Origin of the sequence: Pseudomonas sp., from assembly GCF_002796985.1 — a bacterium.
Taxonomy (GTDB): domain Bacteria; phylum Pseudomonadota; class Gammaproteobacteria; order Pseudomonadales; family Pseudomonadaceae; genus Pseudomonas.
The window spans coordinates 1,175,005-1,201,115 of record NZ_PEKX01000007.1; the positions used below are offsets into that span (position 1 = coordinate 1,175,005).

Sequence of the window (26,111 nt, forward strand, 5' to 3'; positions counted from 1 at the left end):
GGCGCCGTTTCTGTTTTCAGGGGAGGGTCAGTTCGCTGCCGTGACGGGCGCGTGGTTCTGCTTCAGGAAGTCCAGATACAGGCGGGCAGTCTCTTCCGGGCGCTCGATCATCGGTACGTGGCCGCAATCGCGCAGGATGGCCACGCTGGGTTTCTTCAGCAGCGGCTTCATCACGTCGATGCTGGAAACATCCAGCAAGCGGTCGCGATCGCCCCACAGCAGCAGGGTCGGTGCGGTGATCTTCGGCAGTTCTGGCTCCAGCGGGATATAGCGCTCACGTAGCTGCTGGAAGACCATGCCGTTGAACGCGCTGCGCTCCAGCGAACGTTCGGCCAGGTAGTCCTGCAGCCGCGATGGCAGCGGCGGCTTCTGTACGAAGACGAAGTCGAGCAGGGCAGGGAAGTCAGTCACCGATCGCAGCACCAGCGGGTTGTCGCCGTTCTTGAGGCGTTCGAACAGCTCGCTCGGGTGCGGCGCCGTCACTCCGGCATTGTCGAACAGGCCGACCGACAGCACTTCCTGCGGATGCCGCGCAGCCAGCAGCGCGGCGATGTGCCCGCCCATGGAATTGCCGACCACGTGGAAGCGGCCGATGCCCAGCTCACGCATGAAATCGGCCAGGCGCTCCGCCTGGGTGCCGACGTCGTAGCTGATGTTCGCGGGCTTGCTGCTGTCACCGAAGCCCGGCAGGTCGACGGCGATGACGTGATAGTCCTGGGTCAGGAAGCGGGCGAAGCGCGGCCAGTTGCTCTTGTCGGCGCCGAAGCCGTGGACCAGCAGGATGGTCTGGGCTTTTTCCGGGCCGCCCTCGTAATAGGTGATGTTCAGGTCGTCGACCTGCAGGCTGTTGGTGGACAGCCGGGCGCGGGCGCTTTCGACGTACTGCGCGGTCGCCAGCAGGGTGGAGGGGAAGGCGTAGAGCACGCCAGCGGCGACGGCTATCGCCAGGAGAAGGGCCAGAAGGGCTTTCTTCATGAGAAGTCCTTATTACCAAATCAGGTCGGTGTGCTTTACGCTAGCATTTTGCGGCTCTAAGCATGGCCGTTCTTTCTTCTGGCGAGCGAGACTATCGATGCCTGATTGCTCCACGATGCTCCGTGCGGCACTGTTGCTGGTGACTTTCTCCATGCCCCTGGCCGGTTTTGCCGCCGGCAAGTGCGAGCGCCTGGTGGCCACCGGCAACCCGGAATACCCGCCCTACCTGTGGCGTGACCCGGCGCAGCCGGAGCGCCTGATCGGCACCAACGCCGACCTGCTGGAACAGATCGGCAAGTCCATCGGGGTCAACATTCGGGTGATCTACACCGGCTCCTGGGCGCGTGCGCAGGAAGAGGCACGACTGGGGCGAGTCGATCTGATCGCCGGTGCCTTCCTCACGCCGCCGCGGCTGGAAACCATGGACTACGTACACCCCGCCTTCCTCACCACCGACAACGTGGTGTGGATGCGCAAGGACGCCACCACGCCTTACACCGGTCGTGACGACCTGCGCGGCCTGAAGGGCGGCACCCTGGTGAACAACAGCTTCGGTCCGGACTTCGATACTTTTGCCAAGCAGGAACTGACGCTGGAAGAGGTGCCCAGTTTGACCCAGGCGTTCCAGAAGCTGCTGCTCAAGCGCTCGGATTATGTGATCTACGAGCACTATCCCGGCCTGGCGGTCGCCGATACCCTCGGCATGGCCGACGACCTGCAACCGCTGGAGCCGCCCATCTCCAGCGAAGGTCTGTACCTGACCGTGGCGCACAACTCGGCCTGCAATGACCCGTGGCTGCGCGGACAACTGGCAAAAAAAATGACAGAATTGACGGCCGCCGGAGTCCCGCAGCGCCTGCTGCAGGACAACCTGGCCCGCTGGAAGGCCCAGCAACTGCAGCCTGCCAGCACTCCCACCGAGTAGGACAATAGATTTCGTGATCAATCGACGGATGATGGTCGCCGGCCTGGCTTTGTTTGCAGTGGCCGGCTGCACGACGAACGACCCGGCACCCCACGAGCAGATGCGCCTCACCGAACAGGCGCTGGAACAGGCCAAGGCTGTGGGCGCGACCGATGACGTGGCCGAGTTCAAGCTCGCCGAGGACAAGTACCAGGCCGCCAAGGGCGCCCTGGCGGTGGGGTCGAACAAGAAGGCGCGGCAACTCGCCGAGCAGGCTGAACTCGACGCCCGCCTGGCCGAGGCCAAGGAACTGACGCGCAAGAGCGCGGATCAGTTGGCCGAGCAGGGCAAGAGCATCAATCGTCTGCGCAAACAGTTGGGAGAAGTGCAATGACTTCGCTGCAACTGTTGCGTTTCGCGGCGCTGGGCTCCGTTATCACTCTGGCGGGCTGCGCCAACAGTCAACTGAGCGAAAAGTCCCTGGAGCAGGCGCGGAGCCAATTCCAGGCCGTGAAGGAGGATTCCGCGGTGCTGCGCAGCGCGCCCAAGGACGTGATCCGCGCCGGCGAGTCCCTGGCCCGGGCCGAGCGGCTGTCCAACTACTGGGGCAGCAGCGATGACGTGCTGCAGTACTCCTACCTCAGCCAGCGCTACAGCGAGATTGCCCGCGAGCACAGCAACCTGGCGGTGAACCAGGAGCGCCTGGCCAAGCAGCAGCTGGAGCGCGAGCGCCTGCAACTGGCGATGCGCGAAGCGCGCCTGCTCAACGTGCAGGAGCAGAACAAGTGGCTGGAACAGCAGATGGTCAGCCTGGCGACCAACGAAACCGAGCGTGGCTTGGTGCTGACGCTCGGGGACGTGCTGTTCGACAGTGGCGAGGCGGATCTCAAGCCCTCGGCCAACCGTACCGTGCTCAAGGTGGTGCAGTTCCTCCAGCTCAACCCGCGCCGGGTGATTCGCATCGAGGGCTACACCGACGCCGAGGGCGACCGCGAGCAGAATCTGCAACTCTCCAGGAACCGTGCGCAGTCCGTGTCGGACGCCCTGACCGACCTGGGCGTGGACAGTAAGCGCGTGCAGGTGCAGGGCTACGGCGAGGCCTATCCGGTCTCGGACAACGCCTCGTCGCTTGGGCGCGCGCAGAACCGCCGGGTGGAGATCGTCTTCTCCGACGAGAAGGGCCAGCTCGGCGCTGAACGCTGAGCCTTCAGGCAATACGCCGACACAGGAAGCCCCGGAATTCTCGATGCCGGGGTTTTTCGTTAGGGTGATCTCGAAATCTTTCGAGTCGTAGCTTGGCGAAAATAGCCGGGTGCGACTATTCCCCCTCAGGGGAGCTGTAAACGAGAGAACCTGATGTCATCCGAAAAGAAGCTTTTGAACGTAATCGTGGCGGACCCGCAACCGATGATCGGTTGGGGCCTGGAACGCTATCTGCTAGAGCGCGAACTGGCGCAGGTGAAAGCCTTCGTCAGCGATACCGACAGCCTGCTGGACGTCCTGACTGCCCATCCCGAGGTTGATCTGGCCATCGTCGAGCTGGCGCTGCCCGGTGCCCGCGGGCGTGACGGCGTGCACCTGATCGAGTGGCTGCAGCGCCACCATCCGGATGTGCCGGTGCTGGTCTACTCGGTCATGGGCGCGCCGTTGCTGGCGAGCGCTGCGGTGAAGTGCGGTGCCGTGGGCTACGTCTGCAAACGCAACCCGTTGAGCCTGCTGGACGATGCCTTCGCGCGCATTCGCAAGGGCGAGACTTACATCGACCCGATGCTGCGACCGCCACGGCACACCGGCAAGCCGCTGAGCCCGACCGAGATCGACATCATCCGTCGCCTCGCCCACGGCACCACGGTTGGCGAGATCGCCGAGCGCACCAACCGCAGCGTCTCGACCATCAGCACCCACAAGCGCAACGCCATGCAGAAGCTCGGCCTGACCACCGACGCGCAACTGGTGGTGGCAGGGTTGCTGGACTGGCTCGGGGAGATCTGAGCGGGCAGGGCGGTGCAACTGTATCGGACGGAATACTGAAGACTGTTCTGGAACAGTTTTCACTTTTTGGCTACTGTTTCGGTTCAATGACCGAGGATGGCCGTCATGTCCAGTCTGCTTCTATACCAGCGCATCGCCCAGCAACTGGCGGAAGACATCCGTCGGGGTGTCTACCAGCCGGGTGAGCGTGTGCCGTCCGTGCGCAAGTTGAGCACCCAGCTCAACGTCAGCCATGCCACGGTGCTGCAGGCTTACGCCACCCTTGAAGACCAGGGCCTGATCCGCGCTCGCCCGCAATCGGGCTTCTACGTGCATCGCACGCCGGCGCTGACCGCCTCGACCCCGGATATCGCCCGCGTCGAGCGGCCCGGCCTGGTCACCCGCAGCAGCATCATCAACCAGGTGCTCGCCGAGGCGCGTCGCGAAGGCGTGTTCCCGCTGGGCGCCGCGGTGCCGCATGTGGATTACCTCCCGGTCCGCGCGCTGCACCAGCAGTTGGCCAAGGTCACCCGCTTCTCCAGCCCGCGTGCCTTCAGCTACATGTTCAGCCCCGGCTACGAGCCGCTGCGTCGCCAGGTGGCGATCCGCATGCGCGACGCCGGCGTGGTGGTCGACCCGACCCAGGTGACCATCACCCATGGCTGCGTGGATGCCATCCACATGGCCTTGCGCGTGATGACCCGCCCCGGTGACCTGATCGCCACCGAATCGCCGAGCTACTACGGCCTGCTGCAATTGGCCGACATCCTCGGCCTCAAGGTCATCGAGATCCCCAGCGACCCGCTCACTGGTATCAGCCTGGAAGCCCTGCAACTGGCCGCCAACCAGTGGCCGATCAAGGCGCTGGTGCTGACCGCGCGCCTGAGCAACCCGCTGGGCGGCACCATCCCGGAAGACCGCCAGAAGGCGCTGCTCAAACTTACCGGCGAGCACAACATCGGGGTGATCGAAGACGATATCTATGGCGAGCTGATGTTCGACCAGGGCCAGACCAAGGCGCTCAAGGCTCACGATCGTGATGGCCGGGTGGTGTACTGCTCGAGCTTCTCCAAGACGATTTCCCCCGGCGTGCGCATCGGCTGGATCATCACCGAGCGTTATCAGGAGGAGATCCGTCGGTTGCAGACCTTCACCACGCATTCGGCTTGCACCGTCACCCAGATGGGCGTGGCGGCGTACTTGGAGAACGGTGGCTACGACCGGCACCTGCGCTACATCCGCCAGGAGTACCGCAAGAACATGACCGCCTACCAACTGGCGGTGCAACAGTACTTCCCCGAAGGCACGCAGATGACCCGGCCCAAGGGCGGCTTCATCCTCTGGGTCAGCCTGCCGGCCAAGGTGAACACCAAGGAGCTGCACGTGCGCGCGCTGGAGCAGGGCATCAGCATCGCGCCGGGGCTTATCTTCAGTAATACGGAGCAGTTCAACAACTGCCTGCGCCTGACCTGCGGCATCCCATGGGATCGCGAAGCGGAGCGGGCGATCATGACCCTCGGCATGCTGGCCTGCCAGCTGTGCCAGGAGGAACTGATCGCGGCGTGACCGTTGTTGCGGGCATGGCTCACTCCTGCAACGGAGCGGGCCATGCCCGCGACAGTTCCTGCCCGAGCGCTACAGTCCGAACCGCCTTAACCCGTTTCCCCGCTCCGCCTCGTCTGAGGAGTTGAATCCCTCCACGAGGCTGCCGCCATGTCGCTACCCGTTCATTTCCTCCGCCCTGCCGCCCAGGGCTTTGCCATCGGTCTGCTGATCGCCGTCGCCGGCTGTGGTATCTCCCGAGAGGGCGAGCCGAAGCAGAAGGCTGCCGCCCAGGACGCCGCGGCTCAGGTCGAGCCGCTGGCCAAGCCTGCCAGCCCACCACCGGTACAGATGAGGGAGGAAAGCGCCAAGCTGCAGCGCTCCGCCGGCTATGTAGCACAGGCTCCTATCGCCAGCATCGCTCCCGCGCCCATGGCGGACCTGCAGCAACCCGGCTACGTGGATGTGCCCCGCGAGCAGTACCAGAGCCTGCCGGACAACCCGGTCCACGCCGTCGCCCAGGAACCGGTGTCGACCTTCAGCGTCGACGTGGATACCGGTAGCTACGCCAATGTCCGGCGCATCCTCAACGAAGGGCGCTTGCCACCCAAGGGCGCGGTCCGCCTGGAGGAGATGGTCAACTACTTCCCCTACGAATACGCGCAGGCTGGCGAGGGTGACTCGCCCTTCGGCATCACCACCGAGCTGGCGCCGACGCCGTGGAACCCTAACACCCGCCTGCTGCGCGTCGGCATCAAGGCCTCGGACCGCAGTGTTGCCGAGTTGCCGCCGGCCAACCTGGTATTCCTGGTGGATGTCTCCGGTTCCATGGACCGCCGCGAGGGCCTACCGCTGGTGAAGAGCACGCTGAAGTTGTTGGTGGACCAGTTGCGCGACCAGGACAAGGTCTCTCTGGTGGTCTATGCCGGTGAGTCGCGAGTGGTGCTGGAACCGACCTCCGGGCGCGACAAGGCAACCATCCGCAGCGCCATCGAGCAGCTCCAGGCCGGCGGCTCCACGGCCGGCGCCTCGGGCATCGAGCTGGCCTACCGGATGGCGCAGAAGGGCTACCTGGCCAAAGGCATCAACCGCATCCTGCTGGCCACCGACGGCGACTTCAACGTCGGCATCAGTGACTTCGAGACGCTCAAGCAGATGGCTGCCGAGAAACGCCGTAGCGGCGTCTCGCTGACCACCCTCGGTTACGGCGTGGACAACTACAACGAGCAGCTCATGGAGCAGTTGGCCGACGCTGGCGATGGCAACTACGCGTACATCGACAACCTGCGCGAAGCGCGCAAGGTACTGGTGGACCAGCTCAGCTCGACCCTGGCGGTGGTGGCGAAGGATGTGAAGATCCAGCTCGAATTCAACCCGGCTCAAGTCAGCGAGTATCGCCTGCTGGGCTATGAGAACCGCGCCCTCAAGCGCGAGGACTTCAGCAACGACAAGGTGGACGCCGGCGAGATCGGTGCTGGGCATACCGTCACCGCGCTCTACGAGATTGTCCCGGCCGGCGGCAAGGGTTGGCTGGAACCGCTGCGCTACCAGAACGGGGCGGCGAAGACTGACGCCAAGGGAGACGAGCTGGCCCTGCTGCGCCTGCGCTACAAAGGCCCGCAGGGTGGCGCCAGCCAGCTGATCGAACGGCCGATTCGTGCCGCCGAGCAGCGCGCGAACATCGCCCAGGCCAGCGACGACCTGCGCTTCGCCGCCGCCGTCGCGGCCTTTGCCCAGCAACTGGAAGGCGGGCGCTACACCGGCGGCTTCGACATCGGCGATACTGTGCAGCTGGCTCGCGCCGCGCGAGGCGAGGATCGCTTCGGCCTGCGCGCCGAGTTCGTCCAGCTCGCCGAGCTGGCGCAGAGCCTGCAGACCCCGGTACCCGAACAGGCACGGATCGAGTGATTTGAACAAACCCCTCACGGACGACAGTGACGCCGCGCTGCTGCGGCGCTACCGACAAGGCGACGCCGAGGCCTTCGGTGAGCTCTACGCTCGCCATCGCCTCGGCCTGTTCCGCTTCCTCTGCGGCCTGTGCGGCGACAATGCCCAGGCCGAGGAAGTGTTCCAGGAAACCTGGCTGAGCCTGATCCGCAGCGACAGCCAGCCGCTGGGCGCGGCCAGCTTCAAGACCTGGCTGTACCAGATCGGCCGCAACCGCCTGATCGACCACTGGCGCAAGCTGGGTCGCCACCAGGGCCGCCAGGAAAGCTTCGACGAGCAGTTGCACGGCGAGGCGCTGGCCGGCGAGAGCATCGACCCTGAGCGCGAGCTGAGCCTCGCTCGTGATCAGCAGCGCCTGCAGGGCGCGCTGGAGTCCTTGCCACAGGAGCAGCGCGAAGTGTTCCTGCTGCGCGCCCACGGTGATCTGGAGCTGAACGAAATTGCCGAGCTGACGAAGACTCCGGCCGAAACGGTGAAGAGCCGTCTTCGCTATGCGATGCAGAAATTGCGTCGATTGCTGTCGGACCCGGCGCAGACCCAGGAGGTGAACCCATGAACCGCGACCCGCACGAGCAGGAACTGCTCGAGCACTACCGCCGGCACAGCGCTGAGCAGCCGTCGGAGCAGCTGGACGCGCGCATCCTGGCCGCCGCCCGCGCTGCCGTGGAGGAGAAAAAACCGAGTTTCGCCCAGCGCCTGCACCACTGGCTGCTGGGCGCTGGCAGCCGCCAGCGTTGGGGTGTTGCTGTGGCCGGATTGGCGACCCTGGGCATCGGCCTGAGTCTGACGCTGCGTACCTACGAGGAGGCGCCCAATCGCTTCGATGCGCCAGTCGCTCCGGCGATGATGCGCTCGCCGGCTCCCGCTCCGGCCATGGCGCCGCCGGCCGCTCCGGCTGCCGCACCCTATGCGGCGGAGCCGAGCATGGCCGCGCCGCAGATGGACAGTGCCACCGCGGGGGCTTCGGTGGAAGAGCTGGCCAAGCCTGCGCCGATGAGCAAGAAACTGGCTGTAGAGGCGGCTAAGGCCAAAGCCCAGGCCTCGCACCGTGAACTTGCCGACGCCAAGGCACAGCCTGCTGCGCAAGCTCAGGGCAAGCTGCAGGCGCTCGCGGAGGATTCGCTCGCAAGCGCCGAGCCGCGCGCCAGTCTGCTGCACCTGCGTGACTTGCAGGAAAAGGGGCAGAAGGAGGCGGCTGAGCGGGTGCGCGAGAGCCTCCGTCAGCGCTTCCCGGACCTGGATATCGACCAGGCGTTAAAGGAGTTGCCTGACATATCCGATTGATCAATGACAGGCCGAGTTCAGGCTGTGCCTGTCAGACTGATCCGTCGTAACGGTTTGTCATGGCAAACCTATTGCTCTGCCACGCATCTCGCGCCAGCATTGCGCGGTTTTTCTGACGGTCCGCTCCATGAAGACAATCCGAATTCTCGTTTTTGCCAGTCTGTCTCTGCTGCTCGCCGCCTGTGGCGACGAGCACAAGGACAAGGCTGCCGCGCCAGTTTCTGCCCCTGCACCGGCCAGTGTGCCCGCGCCCCAGCCGTCCGCCGAGCAGCCGCGCGAGTCGGAAGCCAAGCCCGCCGCGGCCAAGGCCGTCGCGTCGCCCAAGGCGCCCGCCGTCGAGGCCTCCGTCAAGCCCGAGGCCAAGGCGCCCTCGAAGACGCCAGCGCAGGTGAAGAAGCCGGTCGACCCGATCGTCAAGCATCCGCTACCACCGGTGAAGCTCGACCTGCGCCTGCCCAGGGACTTTACCCACCAGATGGACACGGACAAGCCGGTGACCGAGCTGGAAGACAAGCCGATCCTGCCGCAGATGTTCGGTGAGAAGGCCGGGCAGAGTCCGTTCGAGGTGGGGGGGCGGCTGATCTCACGCGAGCCCAACGAGCGCGAATCCAATGACGACAGCTGGCACTCGGATATCCGCGGCGCCGAGGTGCTGTTTCAGTTCCGCAACTGAGCTCCCCATGCAGGAGCAACTGTCTTCTTCTGGGATAACTGTGCCAGCGCCTCCCCGCACCCCAGCCCTCTCCCTGAAGGGAGAGGGCAGGCCCTGGCATTTGACTTCAGGTAGCGGGCCACGTCGCGATCGTGCGCATGGCGCGCTCCGGCAGAAAGCTCTGGCGCAATGGCCTGCAACCGTGAGCGGCTGTAAGCGCCATGGACCAACTCAGAAGCGGTGCACGCCGCCGCGAATCGCCTCGAACAGCGCCCCATCCAGCGTCCGATACTTCGCCTCACCGGGTAGCCGCACGAACAGTGCCTCGGTGACGGCTGCCGGGTCGTAGGCGTTGCGCTTGAGGTCGGTCTTCTTGTACTTGAAGGTCCCGGTGGTCTCCACCTGGGCCAGCAGGCGCAGGAACAGCGGCACGGCGTAGGCCGGCAGTTCGCGATCCAGGTGTGCCGCCAGCAGCGCGGTGTCCAGGCTGGCGCCGTCGGCCAGGCGCAGTGCGGCCATGCCGCAGCGACCGTTGGTGCCGGGAATCTCCACGCCGTAGACCACCGCGTCCTCCACGCCGGGGAAGGCGCCCAGGGCGTTTTCCACCTCGGTGGTGGAGACGTTTTCGCCCTTCCAGCGGAAGGTGTCGCCCAGGCGGTCGACGAACTGGGTGTGCTTGAAACCGATGTCGCGCATCAGGTCGCCGGTGTTGAACCAGGTGTCGCCTTCCTTGAACACGTTGCGGTAGATCACCGCCTCGCTCTTGGCCGGGTCGGTGTAGCCGTCGAATGGCCACTTGTCGCTGATCTCGCTGATCAGCAGGCCGGCTTCGCCCTTGTCGACCTTTTCCATGAAGCCCTTGGCGCCACGCACCGGCTGGTCGTTCTCCAGGTCATAGCGAACGATTGCGTAGGTTGCCGGCGAGAAGCCCACCGTATTGTCGAAGTTGAACACGTTGGTAAAGCCGATGTTGCCTTCGCTGGAGGCATAGAACTCGGTGATCCGCTCGATGCCGAAGCGCTCCTTGAACTCGTTCCAGATCGACGGGCGCAGGCCGTTGCCGATCATGCTCGTCAGGCTGTTGCCGCGCTCCTCCGCGCATTCGGGCTGGTTGAGCAGGTAGCGGCAGAGTTCGCCGATGTAGCCGAAGCAGGTTGCCTGATAGGCCTGCACGTCCTTCCAGAAGGCGCTGGCGGAGAACTTGCGGCGCAGGGCAATGGCGGCGCCGCCAGCCAGCACGGCGCTCCAGCAGACGGTCACGGCATTGTTGTGGTAGCAGGGCAGGGTCAGGTAGAGCACATCGCTGTTGGTCAGCGCGAGCCCGGAATGGCCGAAGCCGCCATAGGCCTTGATCCACTTGCCGTGGCTCATGATCGAGGCTTTTGGCAGGCCGGTGGTGCCGGAGGTGTAGATGTAGAAGCAGGCGTCCTTCAGGCGCACCTGCGCGGTCTCGGCCAGGTTGTTCGAGTCCTGCTCCTGGGCCAGGCGCATCAGGCTCTGCCAGCCGATGGGCGCGGGTGCCGATTCGTCGCTGTCGGCGATCCAGTAGCAGCGACCGCCGCTGTTCTCCAGCGCCGGGCGGACGTCCTCGAAGGCTTCGCGCAGTTCCTCGCCGACCACGAAGTGGCTGGGCTTGACCAGGTTCAGGCTGTGGCTGAGCACCTGGCCGCGCTGGGTGGTGTTGACCAGCGCACCGATGGCGCCGAGCTTGGCCAGGGCGGCGAGCACCACCATCAGTTCGGCGCGGTTTTCCAGCATCACCGCGACCACGCTGGCGTGGCCCACGCCTTCGGCCTGGAAGGCCCGCGCCAGGCGGTTGGCCCAGCCGTTGAAGAGGGCGTAGGACAGGCGCCGGCGTTCATCGATCAGCGCCGGGCTGTCCGGGTAGAGGCGCGCGGCACGCTCCAGGGCCCAGCCCAGGGAGAGGTTCTTCTCGCGGTTGCGGATGCCGGTGTAATACAGCCCGCGCAGCATGCGCGGCACGCGGCCGAGAGTAGCCGGCAGGTGGGCGAGGAAGCGGGTCGGGGTGATGATGTCGGCGTGGCTCATTGACGCGTGCCCTTATTGTCATTGTTGTCTGGCGTGCAGACGCTCCAGCGCGACTCTAGGTCGGCCCCCGGCGGGAGGCTATGGCCCCGGCGCGCGTGCGGCCGGGCAGATCGGCAAACTGGCCGGCAGAGCGTTCATCGCAGTCTAGGAGGGGATGGCGGGTCGGCCAGGCGGGGATTGTGTCGAATGGTAAACGGACTCCCGGGGCGGGAGTCCGTGAGGGGGCGAGCGGTCAGTCGAGGAACAGGTCCGGGATCAGGCTGCCGCCCTGCGGGTCGAAGCGGTATTGCTCGAAGTCGCTCTGGCCCTGTTCGCGCAGGATGTCCTCGTCGATCAGCAGGCGCCCGCTGATACTGCGCTCCGTGCTGGCGAGGATCGCGTAAGCCGCATCGGCCATGATCGCCGGGGTGCGCGCGCGCTTGAAGGCGTCGCGGCTGCCCAGTTCGAACTCGATGGCGGCAGTGGCGATCATGGTCTTCGGCCACAGGGCGTTGACGCTGATGCCGTAGCGCTTGAACTCCTCGTGCATACCCAGAGTGAGCATGCTCATGCCGTACTTGGTGACGGTGTAGGGGCCGTGCTGGGCGAACCACTTGCCGGCCAGGTTGATTGGCGGCGACAGGCTGAGGATGTGGCCCTTGCTTTCTTTCAGGTAGGGCAGCGCAGCCTGGCTGCAGACCATCACCGCGCGGGTGTTGATCTGGTACATCAGGTCGAAGCGCTTGGGCTCCAGGCGCTCCACACCGACCAGCTTGATGGCGCCGGCGTTGTTCACCACCGCGTCGATCCCGCCGAAGTGCTCGGCGGCGCGAGCCATGGCCTCACGTACGGCGTTCTCGTCGCGCACGTCCAGTTGCAGGGCCAGCGCCTTGCCGCCCGCGGCCTCGACTTCCGCAGCGACGCTGAAGATGGTGCCTTCGAGTTTCGGGTGCGGTTCGGCGCTCTTGGCGGCGATGACGATGTTGGCGCCGTCGCGGGCGGCGCGCAGAGCGATCTCGCGGCCGATGCCACGGCTGGCGCCGGTGATGAAGAGGGTTTTGCCTTTGAGGGACATGGTTGGGGCTCCGTGTTCTTGTTGTCTTGTTCTGACGGATGGGAACTGTAGGAGCGAGCTTGCTCGCGAACCCGCCCTCGCAGCGGGGATTGTTCGCGAGCAAGCTCGCTCCTACGAAAAGCGAAAAGCGAAAAGCGAAAAGCGTTTCAGGCGGACTCCAGCGCCTCGACCTCCACCAGCAACTGCCGGGATTTCACCTGCTCGCCCTTGCTCACCTGCACGCGACGGATGATGCCGTCGACGCCGGCCTTGAGCGGGTGCTCCATCTTCATCGCTTCCAGCACCAGCAGCAGTTGGCCCTTGCTGACCCGCGTACCCTCGGCCACCAGTACGTCGACGATGGCGCCATCCATCGGCGCCTTCACTGTGCCGGAGCCCGCGCCTGCGGCGGCGCCGGCCGGTTCGTGGGTGACGTCGAGCAGCTCCAGGTTGCCGTCCGCGCCATACAGCCACAGGCTTGCGCCGTCGCGGTGGAAGGGCAGGCGGCGGCGGATGCCGTCGGCTTCGAGGATGGCATCGCCGTTGTCTTCGCCGAGCAGGCGCAGGGCGATCTCGGTGTCACCGATGCGCGCCAGCAATGCCGGCTGGCTGCCGTGCTCGCGGACTTGCAGTTCGACGACGAATTTCTCCTCGCCATGCTTGAGCGTGAAGCGCCACGGTGCGCTGCCCGCGCTGCGCCAGCCGGAAAGGCCGGGCTGGTGCGCGCGGTCGCTGGCCGAGGCCTGGTAGAGCAGGGCGGCGGCGCAGGCCAGTTCCAGCGCTTGCGGCTGGCGCGGGGCCAGGCTCGGGTCGCCGGCAAACTGCTCGCCGATGAACGCTGTGGTGGCCTTGCCTGCGGCGAAGTCCGGGTGCTTGAGCAGGTTGGCGAGGAAGCGCTGGTTGCCGGTCACGCCCAGCAGTACGCAGTCTTCCACGGCGCGCACCAGCTTGCGCCGAGCCTCGTCGCGGGTAGCGCCGTAGGCGATGACCTTGGCCAGCATCGGGTCGTAGAACGGCGTCACCGGCTGGCCTTCGCGCAGGCCGTGGTCGATGCGGATCCCGTCCAGCTGCGGCGGGCTCCAGCGCAGTACCTGGCCGGTCTGCGGAAGGAAGCCGTTACCGGCATCCTCGGCGTACAGGCGCACTTCGATGGCGTGGCCCTTGAGCTGGATTTCTTCCTGCTTCAGGGGCAACGGGTGGCCTTCGGCGACGCGGATCTGCCAGGCCACCAGGTCCTGGCCGGTGACCAGTTCGGTGACCGGGTGCTCCACCTGCAGGCGGGTGTTCATTTCCAGGAAGTAGAAGGCGCCGCTGGCGTCCAGCAGGAACTCCACGGTGCCGGCGCCCAGGTAGTTCACCGAGGCGGCGGCCTTCACCGCGGCCTCGCCCATGGCCGCGCGCAGCTCCTCGCTGAGTACGGGGCAGGGCGCTTCCTCGATCACCTTCTGGTGGCGGCGCTGCACCGAGCAGTCGCGCTCGCCGAGATAAACGATGTGGCCGTGACTGTCGCCGAACACCTGGATTTCCACGTGGCGCGGCTGCACCACGGCTTTCTCCAGGATCAGCTCGCCGCTGCCGAAGGCGTTCTGCGCTTCCGAGCGCGCGGTGCGCAGCTGTTCGGCGAGGTCTTCGCTGCGGGTCACCAGGCGCATGCCGCGCCCGCCTCCGCCGGCGCTGGCCTTGATCATCAGCGGGTAGCCGATGCGCTGCGCTTCGCGGGTGAGGGTGGCGTCGTCCTGCTCCGCGCCTTCGTAACCGGGGATGCAGGGCACGCCCGCTTCGAGCATGGCGATCTTCGACAGGCGCTTGCTGCCCATCAGGTGGATGGCTTCCACACCTGGGCCGATGAAGACGATGCCGGCAGCTTCGCAGGAACGGGCAAAGTCAGCGTTCTCCGAAAGGAAGCCGTAGCCGGGGTGGATGGCGCCGGCGCCGGTGCGTTTCGCCGCATCGAGAATTGCTTCCGGCTTCAGGTAGGACTGGCCCACCGGCGCCGGGCCGATGCACACGGCTTCGTCGGCCAGTTGCACATGGCGGGCGTTGGCGTCGGCCTCGCTGTACACGGCCACGGTGCGGTAGCCCAGGTCATGGGCGGTGCGGATCACCCGGCAGGCGATCTCGCCACGGTTGGCAATCAGGATCTTGTCGAAGCTGGGCATGGTGGCTGTTTCCCTCTCCCCAGCCCTCTCCCTGAAGGGAGAGGGGGTTGTTCGGTGCGCGCGTTGGGTCACTGCGCCCAGTTCGGTTTGCGTTTCTGTACGAAGGCCATGGTGCCTTCGGCGCCCTCCGCGCCGGTCACCGCGGCGGCGAACTGGCGCGCGGCGTCGTCCAGCAACGGGCCGAGGGCTTCGCTCTCGGTGGCCAACAGCAGCGCCTTGGTGGCGGCGTTGGCCCCGGGGGCGCAGCGGCGCACTTGCTCCAGGCTTTGCACCAGTTGTTCAGCGAGGTTCTCGGCGCTGTCCGCGCACAGATGCACCAGGCCCAGACGCAATGCCTCGCGGCCGTCGAAGCGGGCGGCGGTGAGGGCCAGGCGGCGTGCCTGGGTCAGGCCGATGCGCTTCACTACGAAGGGCGCTATCTGCGCCGGCAGGATGCCGAGGCTGGTTTCCGGCAGGCCGAATTGCGCGTCCGCCGCCGTGATGGCGATATCCGAGACGCAGGCGAGGCCGAAGCCACCGCCGAGCACCGCGCCTTCCAGCACGGCGACCAGCACTTGCGGTTGCGCCTGGGCTTCTTCCAACAGGCCGCCAAAAGCGCGGTTCAGCGCGGCGTAGGCATCGGGACCGGCGGCGCGGGCGCCGGCCATGTCCTTGATGTCGCCGCCGGCGCAGAAGTGCCCGCCGGCGCCACGCAGGACGATGGCACGTACGCCGCGGTCGTCGCGCACGGCAGCGAGCACCGCGCGCAGCTCGCTGACCATCGCCAGGCTCATGGCGTTGCGGCTATCCGGGCGGTTCAGGGTGACGTGCAGCACGCCGCCGTCACGTTCCAGCAGCAGGGTTTCGCAGTTCGGCAATTGGCTCATGCCGGAATCCTCGTCAATTCGGTGTCGGCAGGCTTTCTGTAGGAGCGAGCTTGCTCGCGAACGGAGTTTCACTTGGCGCCGAGGTGCCTTGCGGTTCGCGAGCAAGCTCGCTCCTACAAAAGCGGCATCAGCCCTTCTTCTTGCCCGGCAGGGTGCCCATCAGCTTGCAGATGATGCCCAGCATTATTTCGTCCGCGCCGCCGCCGATGGAGACCAGCCGGGTGTCGCGGTAGGCGCGGGCAATCGGGTTCTCCCACATGAAGCCCTGGCCGCCCCAGTACTGCAGGCAGGCGTCGGTGACCTCGCGGGACAGGCGACCGACCTTGAGCTTGGCCATCGAGGCCAGGCGGGTCACGTCCTTGCCCCGGATGTACTGCTCGGTGGCCTGGTAGGTGAGCGCGCGCAGGCATTCGATCTCGGTCATCAGCTCGGCCATGCGGAAGTGGATGACCTGGTTGTCGATCAGCGACTGGCCGAAGGTCTTGCGCTCCTTGCAGTACTCGATGGTGGCGTTGACGCAGTACTCCATGCCCTTGATCCCGCTGGCGGCGCCGAACAGGCGTTCCTCCTGGAACTGCAGCATCTGCATCATGAAGCCCGAACCTTCGGCACCGATGCGGTTGCGCTGCGGTACGCGCACGTCGTCGAAGAACACCTGGGCGGTCTCCGAGCTGCGCATGCCGAGCTTGTCCAGGTGCGGGCTGACGCTGATACCCTTGGACTTCATCGGCACCATGATCAGCGACTTGTTGACGTGGGGCTTGTCGTCGGAGGTGTTGGCCAGCAGGCAGATGAAGTCGGCGGACGGCGAGTTGGTGATCCACATCTTGCTGCCGTTGATGATGTAGTCGTCGCCATCCTTGCGCGCGGTGGTCTTCAGCCCGGCCACGTCGGAACCGGCGCCGACTTCGGAGACGCCGATGCAGCCGACCATCTCGCCGGCGATCGCCGGGCGGAGGAATTCCTCGCGCAGCTCGTCGGAGCCGAAGCGCGCCAGGGCCGGGGTGCACATGTCGGTCTGCACGCCGAGGGCCATGGGAACGCCGCCGCAATGGATGGTGCCGAACTCTTCGGCGGCGACCACCGAGTAGCTGTAGTCCAGGCCCATGCCGCCGAATTTCTCCGGTTTGGAGATGCCCAGCAGGCCCAGGTCGCCGGCCTTCTTGAAGACCTCATGGATCGGGAAGCGACCGGCCTTTTCCCACTCGTCGACGTAGGGGTTGATCTCGCGCTCGACGAAGTTGCGCACGGTACGGCGGAGTTCTTCGTGTTCCTGGGTGAAGATCATTTCTTGTTCTCCGTGGGATCTTTCAAGTCAGGTAGGGCGAATAAAGCGGAACGCTTTATCCGCCGGCTTGGCAGATGACGCCGGGGGCGTCATGCGCCCTACGGTCAAAATCGTGCAACGCCGAAACGGTTGTTCTTCAGCGGCCGCACGGCCGCCTCCGCGCAGATGTCCAGCAGGTAGCCGAGCAGCGCGCGGCTGTCGCGCGGGTCGATCAGCCCGTCGTCCCACAGGCTCGCCGTGCCGTAGAGCGCGGTGGACTGGGCGTCGAGCTTCTGCGCGGTCATCTGTTCGAGCATATCGAGCATCTTCGGGTCGGGCTCCTTGCCCTCCTTGGCGTGCTTCTCCTCGGTGACGATGCGCAGCACCTTGCCGGCCTGGGCGCCGCCCATCACGGCGGTGCGGCTGTTGGGCCAGGCGAAGATGAAGCGCGGGTCCAGCCCACGGCCGCACATGGCGTAGTTGCCGGCGCCGTAGGAGCCGCCGACCACCAGGGTGAGCTTGGGAACCGTGGCGTTGGCCACCGCCTGGATCATCTTCGAGCCGTGTTTGATCACGCCCAGGCGCTCGGACTCGGTGCCGACCATGAAGCCGGTGGTGTTGTGCAGGAACAGAATCGGCGTGTTGCTCTGCTCGCACAGCTGGATGAACTGCGCCGCCTTGGCCGCGCCCTGCGGGGTGATCGGGCCGTTGTTGCCGATCAGGCCGCAGGCGTGGCCTTCGATGTGCAGGTGGCCGCAGACGGTCTGGCTGTCGAACTCGTTCTTGAAGTCGAGGAAGCGCGAGCCGTCGGCGATGCGCGCGACGATCTCGCGCACGTCATAGGGCTTCTTCGCATCGGCCGGGACCACGCCGAGCAACTCCTCGGCCGGGTGCAGCGGGGCGTCCCATTCCTGCTTCGGGCGCGCCGGCAACTGCGCATTCCATGGCAGCGCGGCGAGGATTTCGCGGGCCAGGCGCACGCCGTCGGCGTCGTTCTCGGCCAGGTACTCGGCGGTGCCGGCGACCTGGGCGTGCAGCTCGGCGCCGCCGAGGTCTTCATCGGTGGCGATCTCGCCGGTGGCGGCCTTGAGCAGCGGCGGGCCGGCGAGGAACATCTTGGCCTTGCCGCGCACCACCACCACGTAGTCCGACAGCCCCGGCTGGTAGGCGCCGCCGGCGGTGGACGAGCCGTGCACCACGGTGACCTGTGGAATGCCCATCGCCGACATGCGCGCCTGGTTGGCGAAGCCGCGTGCACCCTCGACGAAGATGTCCGCCGCGTAGTTCAGGTTGGCGCCGCCGCTCTCGGTCAGCGCCACCACCGGCAGCTTGTTCTCGAAGGCGATCTGCTGCAGGCGCAGGGTCTTCTTCAGCCCGGTGGGGGAGATGGTGCCACCCTTGATTGCGCTGTTGCTGGCGGTGACCAGGCAGCGCACGCCGGCGATGTAGCCGATGCCGGAGATGATGCCGCCGCCGGCCTGGGTGCCGTCCTTGTCGTCATGCAGTTTGTAGCCGGCCAGCGAGGACAGTTCGAGGAACGGCGCGCCGGCGTCCAGCAGCAGGTTCAGGCGTTCGCGCGGCAGCAACTGGCCGCGCTTGTCGAACTTGGGTTTGGCCTCGGCGGCCTTGTCCAGCACCTTCTGTTCAACCTCGCGGAAGCTCGCCACGGCGGCCAGCATGGCCTCGCGGTTGCGGGCGAAGTCTTCGCCCTGGGGGTCGAGTTCGGATTGGATGACCGGCATCGCTTACTCCTGATCCTTGAGGACGTCCGGCAGGTAGGCGCGGTGGAAGCCGTTGTAGGAGCGGCTCTGCCCCGGCTTGCCCTTCACCAGCGGGAAAGCGCGGCTGCCCTGGCTGGCGGCGCCATCGATGCGGATGGTGTTGCCACTGATGAAGGCGGCGCCGGGGGAGAGCAGAAAGACGATGGCGGCGGAGACTTCCGACTCGGTGCCGATGCGCTTGAGCGGCACGTGTTCGCGCAGGGTCGGGATCACGGCCTTGAACGCGCCTTCGTAGGTGTCCATGCCGCTGGAGGCGACCCAGCCCGGCGCCACGGCGTTGACCCGCACCCCGGCGTGGCCCCACTCGATGGCGGCGGTCTTGGTGAAGTTTTCCATGCCGGCGCGGGCGGCACCGGAGTGGCCCATGCCGGGCATGCCGCCCCACATGTCGGCGAGCATGTTGACGATGCTGCCGCCGGTCTTGCTCAGGCTCTGGTTGAACACTTCGCGGGCCATCAGGAAGCCGCCCACGAGGTTGGTGCGCACCACGGCCTCGAAGCCCTTCAGGTTGATCGAGGCCAGCGGCGCGGGGTACTGGCCTCCGGCGTTGTTGACCAGGTGGTGGATCGGCCCGCGCTCGGCGATGACCTGCGCCACCAGCGCCTTCACCGCCTCCTCGTCGCGGATGTCGCAGCTGTGCCAGCTGACGCTGCCGCCGTCCTCGATGATTTCGCCGGCGGTCTTCTCCAGCTTTTCCGCCTTGCGCCCGACCAGCACCACATGGGCGCCGAGGGCCGCCAGCTCGTGGGCGGTGCAACGGCCGATGCCGCTGCCGCCGCCGGTGACGATGATGGTCTGGCCGTCGAACAGGCCGGGTTTGAAGATCGAGTCGTAGCTCATTGTTGTTTTCGTCCTGCTCAATCGTTCTATGTGCGTTTTGAGGAATTCCTGTGCCAGCAATTTCCCCTCACCCCAGCCCTCTCCCCTAGGAGAGGGGGCCGTCCGTGCCGGCTGATGCTACGGTTTCACCCTGCGCCGAACAGTCCCCTCTCCCCTTGGGAGAGGGTTAGGGTGAGGGGCCTTCATCGGCGCGAGTTCAATTCATCGGCGATGTGTTGCGGCACCGACACCGGGAATTCCAGCAGTTGCTGGGCGAAGGCCTTGCCCTGCGGGTCGATGCGCAGGCTGGCGACGCCGCCGCCGCCCAGGGCGTTTTCCAGCAGGAAGTTCAGGCTGTGGCTGCCCGGCAGGTGCCAGCGGCTGACGCGGCCCAGTTGCGGGTCAAGCACGTGCTGCATCCACTCGGCCACCGCGCCTTCGCTCAATGCCTCGGCGATCCACGGCAGGTACTCGGGCTTGCGCGCCATTACGCCGATGTTGCTGTGGTTGCCCTTGTCGCCGGAGCGCGCCACGGCCAGCTTGACCAGAGGCACGCTGGCCAGGGCCGGGCCGCTGGCGGCCGGTACGGGAATGTCGTCGGCCAGCGCGGCGGGGTCGAAGGCATCGAGGGCGGGCAGGGCGGCGATCTGGCGCTGGCCATCGATGTCCACGGCCAACTCGCAGTGGTGCTTGTCGATCAGGAAGGAGAACAGGCGGATCACCGGGTAAACGGTGGGGCGGCCGCCGACGATGCCGGTCAGGCCCGGCGCCATGCCGGTGGCGGCCTGGGCGATCTCGCGGGAGAACAGCACCAGGGCTTCCTTGCGGCTGTGGCGCACGGCGAGCTTCACCACGATCTCGCGGTTGTCGCTGCGGCGCCCGTGCGGGCCGTAGGTGGACTCGCTGCCGAGCAGTTCGACGCTCACCTCACGGTACGGGCCCCAGCCGCGTTCCATGAGGATTTCCTCGGTCTTGGCGATGATCGCCTGGCTGACCCGCTCGGCCTTCTTCACTGCGTCGATGCCGGCGATCAGGCAACTGGCGGTGCAGCGGAAGCCGTCCGGGTAGGTGGCGCTGACCTTGTATTGCCCGGTGGGCGGAAGGCCGCGTGCGCCGCTGATTTCCACGCGGTTGTCGCCTACCTGGGTGAGTTGCACATGGGTGAAATCGCAGACCACATCGGGCAGCAGATAGGCGCGCGGGTCACCGATCTCGTAGAGCATCTGCTCGCCCACCGACAGCGGTGTCACCAGCCCGCCGGTGCCTTGCGGCTTGGTCACCACGAAGTCGCCGCTGGCCTGTACTTCGACGAGGGGGAAGCCGATGTGCTCGTAGTCCGGCACGCTTTCCCAGTCGGTGAAGTTGCCGCCGGTGCACTGCGCGCCGCACTCGATGATGTGCCCGGCCAGCGCGGCCTGGGCCAGCTTGTCGTAGTCGCTCCAGGCCCAGCCGAATTCGTGGACCAGGGCGGCGCTGACCACTGCGCTGTCCACCACGCGGCCGGTGATCACGATGTCGGCACCGGCCTTCAGCGCTTCGACTATGCCGGGGGCGCCGAGGTAGGCGTTGACCGACACGCACATGGGCGGCATCGGTGCGCCTGAGAACATCTCGCGGATGCCGGCCTTGGCCAGCTCGCCGAGGCGCGGTTGCAGGTTGTCGCCGTGCACCACGGCGATCTTCAGCGCCACGCCAGCCTTCTCGCAGGCGGCGGCCAGGGCGCTGGCGCAAGCCTGCGGGTTCACGCCGCCGGCGTTGCTGATCACGCGCACCTGCTTCGCCGCGATGTCGCCCAGCAGGGGTGTCATCACTTCGATGAAGTCGGTGGCGTAGCCTGCCTCGGGATTCTTCAGGCGGGCGCCGGCCATGATCGACATGGTGACTTCGGCGAGGTAGTCGAAGACCAGGTAATCCATCTGCGCGCCGCGCACCAGTTGGGCGGCAGCGGTGGAGGTGTCGCCCCAGAAGGCGGAGGCGCAGCCGATACGTACGGTTCTAGTCATTGTTCTGCCCGTGACGCTGAGTGATGGGATGACATTACCAAGCAAGCGCTTGGTTGAAAAGCCCCGGCGGAGCAACAACCCCAACCAATGGATGGCCAAGCGCTTGCTTGGTTGGTGCTCGCGGGCTTACATTTCGTCAGACAACACAAGCACTTGCAGGGCGTTTCGATGAATCGCCCTGAGCAGACCGGCCGATGAGCCCCATGGGGAGAGAACAGCGTGGATGACCGCAAAGCCCGCGAAGTAATGCTGGAGCTGGTCGCGACCGGGCAGATCACCGACCCGGAGAGCGCTCGCGGCAAGCTGTTGCACATGGCCGCGCATCTGTTCCGCAGCAAGGGCTACGAACGCACCACGGTGCGTGACCTGGCCGGCGCGGTGGGCATCCAGTCCGGCAGCATCTTCCATCACTTCAAGAGCAAGGACGAAATCCTCCGCTCAGTGATGGAGGAAACCATCCTCTACAACACCGCCCTGATGCGCGCGGCCCTGGCCGACGCGACGACTCTGCGCGAGCGGCTGCTGGCGCTGATCCGCTGCGAGTTGCAGTCGATCACTGGCGGCACCGGCGAGGCGATGGCGGTGCTGGTCTACGAATGGCGCTCGTTGTCGGAAGAGGGCCAGGCTTACATCCTCAGCCTGCGCGACATCTACGAGCAGATGTGGCTGGAGGTACTGGAAGAAGCACGCCTGGCGGGGGTCAGCCAGGGCGACCCGTTCATCCTGCGGCGCTTCCTTACCGGGGCGCTGTCCTGGTCCATCACCTGGTTCCGCCCCGAGGGCAGCCTGACCCTGGACGAGTTGGCCGAGCAGGCGTTGCTGCTGGTGATGCGCGAGTGAGTTTGGCGTTGGGGGAAATCGATCGCGGACAGAGTCCGCTCCTACGCAGGGTTCAGGTTTCGTAGGAGCGGATTTATCCGCGATTGTCTTCAGGCCGCTGCAGGCCCGGTTCGCGAGCAAGCTCGCTCCTACAGAAAAGCGCCTCGGTTCAGATAATCCGCAACGGATAACTGAACAGCAGCAGGTGCAGGCAGTTCACTGCCGCATGCAGCAGCACCGGTACGGCCAGCCTTCCACTGAAGTGGAAGGCCAGCCCGTAACCCAGGCCGGCGATACCGGCGACCACGGCGAACAGCGGATTGATCGGCCAGTGCACCATGCCGAACAGCACGCTGGCGGCCGCCACTCCGGCGAAGGCACCGAAGCGGCGCACCAGCTCGCTCTGCAGCAGGCCGCGGAAGAAGGCTTCCTCGGTCAGCGAGATTACGCAGACGTTGACCAGCATCCACAGCCAGAAGCCGGGCGGCCACTTCGGATTCCACACCACCAGCCCGCCGGCCACCGCTACCATTGGCACGGCGAACAGCGTGGTGACGATGACGATGGCGGCGAAGTCCGGCGAACGTTTCTCCACCGGTACCGGCTCGCGGCGCAGCCACCAGGCGAGCAGGGTGGCGCCGACCAGTGCCTTGTCCCAGGACAGGTGCAGGGCGTAAACCGGTGCATCGGGGCTGAGCTGGCGCACCGGCCAGAGCGTCCACGAAGTAGTGCCCGGCAGCAGGTGCGCAGCCAGGGCGATGCTGAGCACGAGGCACACCAGCCACCAGAGCAAGCGCGGCATGCGCGGCTCGCCGTAGAGCGTCCAGGTGATGTAGGCGGCGCCGATCAGCAACCCCACCGGCTGGACGAAACCCAGCGCGAATCCGCAGAGCAACAACAGGATTGGCAGCAGCGGCAGGAGTTTCCTGGGCATTCTTTCCTCCATCAAGGAGGCGCAGTCTAGGCAATTTCGACGGCCGCTGGCCATGCCTGCGGCCAGTTTTTGACTGAGGCGTCAGTCGGTTAGGTGATTTTCACCGTTTCTCGTCGGCGTCCTTGGCATCCATTTCGGCGTTGCGCTCGTGGATGCGCTTGAGCTGCTCCTCGGTGAGCGGGAGTTTTTTCGCCGTATCGCGCAGCATCATCAGCGCGCCGACGATAGAACCCATGGCTAGGGCGATGATCAACCAGGCATACCAGGGCATGGTCCCGTCTCCGACAGTGGCAGTGAAACATCACGATACGCTGTGCTTCAGGGCTTGTCAGGCGCGCCGGTTCAGACCGATCGCTGCGGGCAGGTCGCTGTCGTCTTTCCACTGCCCCGCAGGTGCAGGGCCTGTTGCAGCAGATGGGCGAGCTTGTGCGCCGCCAGTTCGTATGGGCAGACCTTGCAGGCGCGCGTTGGTTGGAGGTACAGAGGAGAGGCCGTCGGCAATGGCGATGGTCCGCGCTTCCAGCTAGATCAATCAGGTGCTTGCTCAATCTGCTGACCAACGCCGCCCAGGCAATGGAAAAATTCGGCCTGGAGCAGGCGCTGCTGTGGCGCGCGCAGCCCGAGCAGGAGGTTGCGGGCCGCGCCGAGGTGCCGCGCGAGGAACGCGAGCGGCCGAGTGCCTGATTGCTGTCGGCGATGCAGCATTCCTGCAGGGCGGGCTACGGAAGTTGGCGTGTTTCTGCGACAATGCGCGCCGATTTTTTCGATACCCGCGAGAGAGCCCATGTCCGCCTGCCAGACCCCGATCATCGTCGCCCTGGATTTCCCCACCCGCGAAGCCGCGCTGGCGCTGGCCGACCAGTTGGACCCGACACTGTGCCGGGTGAAAGTGGGTAAGGAACTGTTCACCAGTTGCGCCGCCGGTATCGTCGAGACCTTGAACAGCCGTGGCTTCGAAGTCTTTCTCGATCTGAAATTCCACGACATCCCCAACACCACCGCGATGGCCGTGCGCGCCGCCGCCGAGATGGGCGTGTGGATGGTCAACGTGCACTGCTCCGGCGGCCTGCGCATGATGAGCGCCTGCCGTGAGACCCTGGACGCCTTCAATGGCCCGTCGCCGCTGCTGATCGGCGTGACCGTGCTGACCAGCATGGAGCGCGAGGACCTGGCCGGCATCGGCCTGGACGTCGAGCCCCAGGAGCAGGTGCTGCGCCTGGCTGCACTGGCGCAGAAGGCCGGCATGGACGGCCTGGTATGCTCCGCCCAGGAGGCGCCGGCGCTCAAGGCCGCGCACCCGGCGCTGCAACTGGTCACCCCGGGCATCCGCCCGGCCGGCAGCGCCCAGGACGACCAGCGGCGCATCCTCACCCCGCGCCAGGCGCTGGACAACGGTTCGGACTACCTGGTGATCGGCCGCCCGATCAGCCAGGCCGCCGACCCGGCCAAGGCCCTGGCCGAGATCGCCGCCAGCCTGGCCTGAGTGCTTTCTCTGCACTGAGAAAGCCGCCGGAAATGAAAAAGCCCGCATCGCTGCGGGCTTTTTCATTTCTGTAGGAGCGAGCTTGCTCGCGAACCGCCCAGCTCAATCGCTGCCGGGAAATCCGTTCGCGAGCAAGAACGATGGCGTCCCCCTCGCTCCTACAAAAGTAAGGTTCAGCCGTGTGCTTCGGCAGTCGATTGAGTCCGGCCGACCCAGCGCTCGCGCAGCACGTCGTACACCCAGTTGAACACCAGCGCGTAGGGCAGGAAGAACAGCACCAGGCCGATGTCGAGGATGAAGGCTTCCAGCAGGCTCACCGACAGCCACCAGGCGGCCAGCGGCACCAGCAGGATGATCAGGCCCAGCTCGAACAGCGAGGCGTGCAGCACGCGCACCGACAGGGTGCGGCTGAAACCCATACGGTTCTGCGCGCGGTCGAAGGCGGTGTTGAACAGCATGTTCCACACGGTGGCGATGGCCGAGAACATCAGGGTCATCGCGCCCATGTGGCCCAGCGGTTTGTCCATCAGCCAGGCCAGGGTCGGCGCGCAGATGACGACCGCCAGCAGTTCGAAAAGGCCGGCATGGAACATCCGTTCTTTCAGTGTTTTATTCGGGCTCATGGGTGTCTCCAACGATCAGAAATACAGGCCGACTCCGTCGGTCCGGCGCCATTATCATCGGTCGACCGGCTGGATCTAAGTTGGATACCATCGGCTTAACCGATGGAAGAGAGTGCCGTGATGCAATACTCCCCCGAATCCCTGCAGGCCTTCGCCGAGGCGGCCTGCCTGGGCTCCTTCAGCGCCGCCGCGCGCAAGCTGGGCAAGAGCCAGTCCACCGTCAGCGAGGCCATCGCCCGCCTGGAGATCGACCTCGGCCTGACCCTGTTCGATCGCAGCAGCCGCCAGCCGCAGTTGACCGAAGCCGGCCACGCACTGCTCGGCCGAGTCGAGGAAGTGCTGATGGCCAACGACCGCCTGGGCCAGTTGGCCCATCAGCTCGTTGGCGGGCTGGAGTCGCGGGTGACCCTGGCGATGTCGGACACCTACCAGTCCGCCGAATTCGAAGCGCGGCTGGCGGAGATCGACGCGCGTTATCCGGACCTGGAATTCGAATGGCTGATCGCCGAAGACAGCGATGTACTCGACCTGGTCGTCCAGGGCCGCGCCAGCCTTGGCCTGCTGGCGGCGCAGTCGGAGTACGCGCCGGATATCAGCTCGGCGACCCTGAGCGAACAGGCCGAGTTTGGTCTGTTCGTCAGCCGTGACCATCCGCTGGCTGGTCGCGAGCGGGTCGAGCGCGAGGATCTGCTGGCTTACCGCGCGCTGCGCCTGAACACCTACCTGGACGACGCCGCGCCGATGCTCGGCGGCCGCTGCTGGAGCGCACCGAACTACCTGCTGTTGCTGGATATGGCGGTACTGGGCTTTGGCTGGATCGAATTGCCCAGCTGGATGGTAGGACGCTTCGCCAGCGGGCGTATGTGCGAGCTGAAGGTCGCTGGCTGGCCGCGGCGGGTGGCGGTGGATGTGATCTGGTCGCGGCAGCGCCGGCTGGGGCCGGCCGCGAGTTGGTTGGCGGAGCGCCTGCTGGGGCGCTGAGGCGCTCTGGATCACAGCT

25 protein-coding genes are annotated in these 26,111 nt (G+C 66.1%); 13 read left to right on the plus strand and 12 right to left on the minus strand.

Annotated features, from left to right (window positions below; all coding sequences use genetic code 11):
• Positions 1–27: 27 nt before the first annotated feature.
• Positions 28–975, minus strand: a complete 948-nt coding sequence (locus tag CTR55_RS11240; protein WP_296286130.1) for an alpha/beta hydrolase — start codon at positions 973–975, stop codon at positions 28–30.
• A gap of 115 nt (positions 976–1,090) precedes the next feature.
• Between CTR55_RS11240 and CTR55_RS11245 the strand changes: the two genes are divergently transcribed.
• The 9 genes from CTR55_RS11245 (at position 1,091) to CTR55_RS11285 (ending at position 9,296) form a co-directional block, all read left to right on the plus strand.
• Positions 1,091–1,900, plus strand: a complete 810-nt coding sequence (locus CTR55_RS11245; protein ID WP_296286522.1) for a transporter substrate-binding domain-containing protein — start codon at positions 1,091–1,093, stop codon at positions 1,898–1,900.
• Positions 1,901–1,913: 13 nt separating this feature from the next.
• Positions 1,914–2,273 (plus strand): DUF4398 domain-containing protein, encoded by a 360-nt coding sequence (locus tag CTR55_RS11250; RefSeq protein ID WP_296286131.1) that lies wholly within the window; start codon positions 1,914–1,916, stop codon positions 2,271–2,273.
• Complete coding sequence (locus tag CTR55_RS11255; protein WP_296286132.1) at positions 2,270–3,082, plus strand: OmpA family protein; 813 nt, start codon at positions 2,270–2,272, stop codon at positions 3,080–3,082. The genes CTR55_RS11250 and CTR55_RS11255 overlap by 4 nt, the downstream gene beginning before the upstream one ends.
• 153 nt (positions 3,083–3,235) lie before the next feature.
• Positions 3,236–3,871, plus strand: a complete 636-nt coding sequence (locus CTR55_RS11260; RefSeq protein ID WP_296286133.1) for a response regulator transcription factor — start codon at positions 3,236–3,238, stop codon at positions 3,869–3,871.
• Positions 3,872–3,976: 105 nt separating this feature from the next.
• Complete coding sequence (locus tag CTR55_RS11265) at positions 3,977–5,416, plus strand: PLP-dependent aminotransferase family protein (protein WP_296286134.1); 1,440 nt, start codon at positions 3,977–3,979, stop codon at positions 5,414–5,416.
• 147 nt (positions 5,417–5,563) lie between these two features.
• A complete protein-coding gene (locus CTR55_RS11270) occupies positions 5,564–7,300 on the plus strand; it encodes a VWA domain-containing protein (RefSeq protein ID WP_296286135.1) in 1,737 nt (578 codons plus the stop codon).
• 1 nt (position 7,301) lies between these two features.
• Positions 7,302–7,895, plus strand: a complete 594-nt coding sequence (locus CTR55_RS11275; RefSeq protein WP_296286136.1) for an RNA polymerase sigma factor — start codon at positions 7,302–7,304, stop codon at positions 7,893–7,895.
• Positions 7,892–8,623, plus strand: coding sequence for a hypothetical protein (locus CTR55_RS11280; RefSeq protein ID WP_296286137.1), 732 nt, complete (start codon positions 7,892–7,894; stop codon positions 8,621–8,623). The genes CTR55_RS11275 and CTR55_RS11280 overlap by 4 nt, the downstream gene beginning before the upstream one ends.
• 127 nt (positions 8,624–8,750) lie before the next feature.
• Entirely contained in the window at positions 8,751–9,296 is a 546-nt protein-coding gene (locus CTR55_RS11285) for a hypothetical protein (protein WP_296286139.1), read from the plus strand.
• A gap of 210 nt (positions 9,297–9,506) precedes the next feature.
• Here the strand turns inward: CTR55_RS11285 and CTR55_RS11290 are convergent, their stop codons facing one another.
• The 8 genes from CTR55_RS11290 to CTR55_RS11325 form a co-directional block, all read right to left on the minus strand.
• Complete coding sequence (locus tag CTR55_RS11290; protein ID WP_296286141.1) at positions 9,507–11,324, minus strand: long-chain-acyl-CoA synthetase; 1,818 nt, start codon at positions 11,322–11,324, stop codon at positions 9,507–9,509.
• A gap of 232 nt (positions 11,325–11,556) precedes the next feature.
• Positions 11,557–12,378 carry an NAD(P)-dependent oxidoreductase gene (locus CTR55_RS11295; protein ID WP_296286142.1) on the minus strand — a complete coding sequence of 274 codons (822 nt, stop codon included), beginning with the start codon at positions 12,376–12,378 and terminating at the stop codon, positions 11,557–11,559.
• 146 nt (positions 12,379–12,524) lie between these two features.
• On the minus strand, positions 12,525–14,516 hold the full coding sequence (gene atuF, locus CTR55_RS11300; RefSeq protein WP_296286143.1) for a geranyl-CoA carboxylase subunit apha: 1,992 nt from the start codon (positions 14,514–14,516) through the stop codon (positions 12,525–12,527).
• Positions 14,517–14,584: 68 nt separating this feature from the next.
• Positions 14,585–15,382 (minus strand): isohexenylglutaconyl-CoA hydratase, encoded by a 798-nt coding sequence (gene atuE, locus CTR55_RS11305; protein ID WP_296286144.1) that lies wholly within the window; start codon positions 15,380–15,382, stop codon positions 14,585–14,587.
• Positions 15,383–15,509: 127 nt separating this feature from the next.
• Positions 15,510–16,670 (minus strand): citronellyl-CoA dehydrogenase, encoded by a 1,161-nt coding sequence (atuD, locus tag CTR55_RS11310; protein ID WP_296286145.1) that lies wholly within the window; start codon positions 16,668–16,670, stop codon positions 15,510–15,512.
• A 104-nt stretch (positions 16,671–16,774) separates the two neighbouring features.
• Positions 16,775–18,391: a geranyl-CoA carboxylase subunit beta gene (gene atuC / locus CTR55_RS11315; protein WP_296286146.1), complete on the minus strand. Its 1,617-nt coding sequence runs from the start codon at positions 18,389–18,391 to the stop codon at positions 16,775–16,777.
• Between the two features lie 3 nt (positions 18,392–18,394).
• A complete protein-coding gene (locus tag CTR55_RS11320) occupies positions 18,395–19,270 on the minus strand; it encodes an SDR family oxidoreductase (protein ID WP_296286148.1) in 876 nt (291 codons plus the stop codon).
• Positions 19,271–19,452: 182 nt separating this feature from the next.
• On the minus strand, positions 19,453–21,252 hold the full coding sequence (locus CTR55_RS11325; protein ID WP_296286149.1) for an acyclic terpene utilization AtuA family protein: 1,800 nt from the start codon (positions 21,250–21,252) through the stop codon (positions 19,453–19,455).
• Positions 21,253–21,471: 219 nt separating this feature from the next.
• Here CTR55_RS11325 and CTR55_RS11330 point away from each other — a divergent pair, with 219 nt between their 5' ends.
• Complete coding sequence (locus tag CTR55_RS11330; protein WP_296286150.1) at positions 21,472–22,092, plus strand: TetR/AcrR family transcriptional regulator; 621 nt, start codon at positions 21,472–21,474, stop codon at positions 22,090–22,092.
• A gap of 148 nt (positions 22,093–22,240) precedes the next feature.
• Here CTR55_RS11330 and CTR55_RS11335 read toward each other — a convergent pair whose 3' ends face one another.
• Together CTR55_RS11335 and CTR55_RS11340 are read right to left on the minus strand one after the other, a co-directional pair.
• On the minus strand, positions 22,241–23,005 hold the full coding sequence (locus CTR55_RS11335; RefSeq protein ID WP_296286151.1) for a CPBP family intramembrane glutamic endopeptidase: 765 nt from the start codon (positions 23,003–23,005) through the stop codon (positions 22,241–22,243).
• A gap of 100 nt (positions 23,006–23,105) precedes the next feature.
• Entirely contained in the window at positions 23,106–23,276 is a 171-nt protein-coding gene (locus CTR55_RS11340) for a DUF2897 family protein (RefSeq protein WP_296286152.1), read from the minus strand.
• Positions 23,277–23,545: 269 nt separating this feature from the next.
• Between CTR55_RS11340 and CTR55_RS11345 the strand changes: the two genes are divergently transcribed.
• Positions 23,546–23,689, plus strand: coding sequence for a hypothetical protein (locus tag CTR55_RS11345; RefSeq protein WP_296286154.1), 144 nt, complete (start codon positions 23,546–23,548; stop codon positions 23,687–23,689).
• Between the two features lie 100 nt (positions 23,690–23,789).
• Positions 23,790–24,488 carry an orotidine-5'-phosphate decarboxylase gene (gene pyrF, locus CTR55_RS11350; protein WP_279831226.1) on the plus strand — a complete coding sequence of 233 codons (699 nt, stop codon included), beginning with the start codon at positions 23,790–23,792 and terminating at the stop codon, positions 24,486–24,488.
• A 173-nt stretch (positions 24,489–24,661) separates the two neighbouring features.
• On the opposite strand, the gene CTR55_RS11355 is transcribed toward pyrF, so the two are convergent.
• A complete protein-coding gene (locus CTR55_RS11355) occupies positions 24,662–25,111 on the minus strand; it encodes a multidrug/biocide efflux PACE transporter (protein WP_296286157.1) in 450 nt (149 codons plus the stop codon).
• Positions 25,112–25,231: 120 nt separating this feature from the next.
• Here CTR55_RS11355 and CTR55_RS11360 point away from each other — a divergent pair, with 120 nt between their 5' ends.
• Positions 25,232–26,092, plus strand: coding sequence for a LysR family transcriptional regulator (locus tag CTR55_RS11360; RefSeq protein ID WP_296286159.1), 861 nt, complete (start codon positions 25,232–25,234; stop codon positions 26,090–26,092).
• Positions 26,093–26,111: the final 19 nt, after the last annotated feature.